We start from the raw sequence: 4,548 nt of genomic DNA, 5'->3' as shown, positions 1-4,548 counted from the left end.
GACTCGGATAGGCATGTTTCAAATTTCGATTCCGCGCCTGAAAAATCTTCAGCTTCGTCGTTAGAGAATCAGAGTCCTGATATTTCCTATATAAATAACTATAACTTAACCATTAGTACTGGTGGAGAAACTAAAAGTACGCCGAAAAGCGATTTTCGAAACACACCTCCCTCGACAACTGCCAAAACTGCCAAAACCCATACTGCGTTCGATCCCGCCGCCCTGCAACGTAAGGCCGATCGCCGCAACGCGGACGCGGCGCGCAACCATTCGACGGATCGCTATTGCGCTTGTGGACGACTGGCGACCTTCGCCTGGCGACGGGACGGGCGCGACGTGTGGCGTTGTCTCGAATGCGCCGACGCGCAAGGGCGGGGGTGAACATGCGCGACGCGAGCCTTGACGCGCTTGCCATTGCGGCGCAGTTATTGCGCGGGGCTCGAATCCGAACGAAGCGGCTAATCCGAATCGTGTCACTAGCCTTCGATCAAGATCATCGCCATCTCTCGCCCGACGCCTTCAACGCATCGCGGCGCGCCGTCCTCGCCGACAAAACCTATTTCGCCAGCCAACCCGACGCGCGCTCGCGTCTGCGGAAAATGATCGTCGGCGAATTCGGCGACGTTGATCCGACACCGCCCGCCGATTTGCCTTCCGGAATGAAGGCGAGCTTCTATGTGCTCGTCCAACGTTCCGGTTGGCCCAATCGCATCAGCCGCCGTCTGATCCTTGTCTTAGAGCGTCAAGACGACAACGCGCCCGCTCTCGACGATGGCGCCGGCAATCAGCTCAAAAAGAAACCACGCGGAGGCCGACCGCGCGGCTCCGATCCGAGCAAATGGCGTTCCGAAAGTATGAAGCGGCCGCTCAAAGCCGTGCTCGACGATCTTCGCGAATTGGTCGGAAACTACGGCGTCGACTGTTGCATTCACGGCGAGACGATCGAATTGACGATCGATGCTATGAGCGCCGCCGCCGCTTCGGGATGGGCTCGCCGCGCCGCTGAGAGACTGCGCCATGAATTTCGAGTCAGCCCGGCGCTGCGCCGAAGCGTCGCTTGCTGGGCGCGGGAACAGGCGGAGGCGACATGAGAGGACCAACAGGAACAAGCTTGGCTCGGGTCCTTTGTAGCTTTTTTTGCCCACGGGCGGCGCTGCTCCCGAAATCTTTCTAGCTATAAGTCCAAAAATCACCCTTATTAATCAACGATTTACGATCGCTATCGGCGGACTAACTTGGCGGAAAAGGACGTGAAATCATGGCGATGCAACCTAAGCTATGGGCACTCAACGGCTTGGCGACTGAGCTGGGCGTTGCGAATGCAACCATTGCGAAGGCCTTGCGGGATGTGAAGCCCGACGGAACGATCGATCTGCGCGGTCAACGCTTTCCCGCTTGGCGGCTATCAACGGCGCGACGTGCGCTTGATGCGCGCGCCGAAGCAAACAGACGCCGTTTAACCGGCGGCGGCACTGCGCCGGATCGTGAGGCTCTGGCCATGGCGGGTGAGATCGAAACGCGTCTCGCCGATGTTGAGGCGTTTCTCGAAGAGCTTGAGGCCGAGCCCGACGTCGTCAAACGTCGCGAGCTGGTCAAATCGGAGGGCGGCTGCATTGGGGCACTGGACCGCGCTCTGGCGAAATCGATCGAGAGCGACGGCGACATGGCGCCGGTATTTGAGCCGATGCGCGAGCGCGTGCTGGGTGAGCTTGTCGGACAGTTGCTCAAAGCAACAAGTTGGGAACTGAAAGCGGCGTGAACTTCGAGTCGCGTCTCGCCCGATCCTGGCGGCGAAGCCCTGTCATGTCGGTTGACGAGCTGGCTTGATGGACTGGTTTCTTGCCAACGAGCGTCCAAGAGTTTGAGGCAGACAAGCGGCGGCGGCGACGACAGAGCGCGCGGCCCATGACTTTGCTGCGCTCCCGCAACCGGGCCGCTATGCTGCTGGCAACAACTTGGGACCGATCCAATGCGCGATCAATATGCCGGCGATGTCAGCGACGTCCTGAAGTTCGCCTTCCTGCGAGCCCTTGCTGGCGTGGATCGGACGCTTGGTATCGCGTGGTACTATGCACCGGGAGATGACCGACGCCCGGATGGACGGCATTTGGAATGGCGTGGAGAAGAGGCGTGGCGTCTGCTCGATGAAGAACTCCATGCCGGGCTTGCCACGCTGCCGGAACGCAGTATCGCCGCTCTCGAACAGGCAGCGATTTGGCCGGAAGGCACACTATTTCATCGCGACCCGATGCCCTCACGTATCGAGCGAAACGCATGGGCATTGCGTAAGCGGAGCACGCTCGACGGCGCAAACATCGTGTTTCTTGATCCTGATAACGGCTTAGGCGTGGAGACTGAGAAGCACGCGACTCTTTCCGAAATCCGGCCGCTGCGCAAACCTGGACGCGCAGTCGTCTTCATCACCTTTCCGGGGCGAAGCATGACGCACGATGCTCTGCTGCGGCAACTGCATGAGCAGTTGACGGCCGAAGCCGATGTCGAGAACATCTTCACGTTGCGGACCAACGTTTCCGTGCCACGCGCCCCAGGAGCGCACTCCTATGTGCAGCGTCAACGCTGGTTCACGATCGTCGATGCTGACGCTGAAGTGATAGCCAGGGCGCGAGCCTTCGCCCTGGCACTGGAGTCCGTTCCGCGCGTCCGAGCGCCTGGACGGTGCGGAATGAGCGTTTCGGCCTGTGTCAGAGCATCGTCAAAATCCGACCCGCCGTCGCGCACGGAAAGCGCCAGCTCTTTCGAATAGGCGAGAATCTGACGAGCTGCGCGGAGACGTCGCTCGCTTAAACCGGCAGAATCTGCCACTTTAGAATCTTCGCCCTTCCCCGCATATCGACCACGCTTGCCTTCTGGATAGATCAGCGCGATCCCGATCGCCTTCTGACCTTTGTTCAGGTGCCGCCGAAAGACATTCGCGCTAATAACGAAAGCGCTGGGGTCTTCGCCGCCGAGACATCTGACGTGTGGCTCCACCCCAGCCAACTTGCAGGCTTCACGTCGATTGCGGCCGTCGAGAATTTATTTCGCGCTTCGTGTTGCGTGTCTAAAAGCGTCGTTGCGCGTCAATGCGCGTCAATGTCCGTCAATATGTAATCAGCGTCGATTGCTCCACTGCGGCACAGCGCTTGCCATCATGACGGAGCCGCTTATCTCTGCAACATGCAACCACATACAACGACAGTCACAAAGGCGTCACCGCGCTTCACGCTTGAAGAAAGATTCGCGTTCGGCCGCTTCAATCTGCGCGAGATCGCCGCGCTCGCGGGCGTCTCGCTCGGCAAGGTGTACGGGGATGTTCGCGAAGGCAGACTGGAAACTTTCACACACGGCCGTCAGCGCTTCGCGACTGGTCCGACGGCGCAGCGTTATTTGCGGGGCCAGCCATGAGCACCCGATCGAAAACCCCTCTCAGCTTCACTGAGAGCCGCACAGTTCTTCCAGAAGGCTGATTACGTCGTCGGTTGCCTCCAACGCGACTATCAATTCGACGCCGAAGAGGATCATGGCCACGATTTTCTGCTCAAAATCATGCTGCTCAATCATTTGACCAGCCGGCGGGAAAGCAAGAAGATGTCCGCTACGACAAGCGCTCGGCCAAGCGCTTGAAAAAACGCCCCGACCGGGGATGTAACGGCGGGGCGTTTTTCATTTGCGGCCGGACAATCCGAAATTATTGGCCGCTATCTCCCTCACGCGACGGATGGCCCGCCACTTTCCTGCCAATAAGGCTGAGCTGCATAATGCTGGTGCACACGCGTCTCCCACTCGCGGTCCATCCAGCTTTCGTCGGTGTAGTCTGGCGCGCTCTCGACCAAGTCTTGGGTGACATCCGCCAAGTATCCACGACAGTCCCTGTCGTATTTCAGCGATGTCCAAGGCAATGGATGATGGCCGGGATGCAGGCACATGAAGCCGCAAAATTCGACGACCGCGTAAAGAACGCGGCCCGATTCCATATCAATCATGAAATGGTCGATCTTGCCGATTTCCTTGCCACTCTTATCGTAAACGGCCGCGCCATCGATGTGCTGGCTCGATATCAGGTTGATTTTCGGATTTGCGGCACCAGTAGCCATTTGCACTCTCCCTTGCGTTTGGCCGCCACCCGCCGCCTTCCAGCAACGTCCCCTGCTCAGCTCTTGTTGGGAGTGGGTTGGACGTCTCGCATCAAGGCAAAAAGCTAGCGGCGTCATTTGCACCGAGAACGCATAACACCCGTGCAATGTTCCTGGGCCGCCACCCTTGTCTAGGCTGGTCCACCGATCTGTTCGAGGTCGCCGCGGGGGCGTAGGGCACGGTTGGGTCACCTGTCGCGCGGCGCGTCCTTCAGCGTCCTCGCGATTGTCTGCGCGACGGCCTTGGCCTCGCGGCCAGGGAGCCGATTGACGAGCCCCCACCGGCTGTTGCCGGAGGACTTGCGTCAGAAATTGTGAGCGCTCAGACTCGCTGCAAGCGGCGATAGCCCCAAGCATAGTCGCCATGAGACGGCCCGCCCGGATGTACGGCGGGCCGTTTTGCGCTAGACGGCGG

General features: G+C 59.5%; 6 protein-coding genes. 4 read left to right on the top strand and 2 right to left on the bottom strand.

Translation table 11 applies throughout. The features are described 5' to 3' along the window. The 4 genes from NEI07_RS05430 to NEI07_RS05415 form a co-directional block, all read left to right on the top strand. Positions 1-381, top strand: a 381-nt coding sequence (locus tag NEI07_RS05430; protein WP_256033224.1) for a hypothetical protein, incomplete at its 5' end; no start/stop codon positions are given. Between the two features lie 89 nt (positions 382-470). Further along, the gene (locus NEI07_RS05425; protein ID WP_256033223.1) at positions 471-1,091 is read left to right on the top strand and encodes a hypothetical protein; all 621 of its coding nucleotides are present in this window, start codon (positions 471-473) and stop codon (positions 1,089-1,091) included. A 167-nt stretch (positions 1,092-1,258) separates the two neighbouring features. Beyond that, positions 1,259-1,759, top strand: coding sequence for a hypothetical protein (locus tag NEI07_RS05420; RefSeq protein ID WP_256033222.1), 501 nt, complete (start codon positions 1,259-1,261; stop codon positions 1,757-1,759). Between the two features lie 210 nt (positions 1,760-1,969). Then, positions 1,970-2,764: a hypothetical protein gene (locus NEI07_RS05415; protein ID WP_256033221.1), complete on the top strand. Its 795-nt coding sequence runs from the start codon at positions 1,970-1,972 to the stop codon at positions 2,762-2,764. 668 nt (positions 2,765-3,432) lie between these two features. Here the strand turns inward: NEI07_RS05415 and NEI07_RS05410 are convergent. Then, a complete protein-coding gene (locus tag NEI07_RS05410) occupies positions 3,433-3,561 on the bottom strand; it encodes a hypothetical protein (protein WP_256033219.1) in 129 nt (42 codons plus the stop codon). A gap of 146 nt (positions 3,562-3,707) precedes the next feature. After that, positions 3,708-4,094, bottom strand: coding sequence for a PRC-barrel domain-containing protein (locus NEI07_RS05405; protein ID WP_256033218.1), 387 nt, complete (start codon positions 4,092-4,094; stop codon positions 3,708-3,710). Between the last annotated feature and the right edge of the window lie 454 nt (positions 4,095-4,548).

The organism is Methylocystis suflitae (assembly GCF_024448135.1).
Taxonomy (GTDB): Bacteria; Pseudomonadota; Alphaproteobacteria; order Rhizobiales; family Beijerinckiaceae; genus Methylocystis; species Methylocystis suflitae.
Note: the sequence above shows the minus strand (reverse complement) of the source record. Positions and strands in the feature narration are given on the sequence as shown.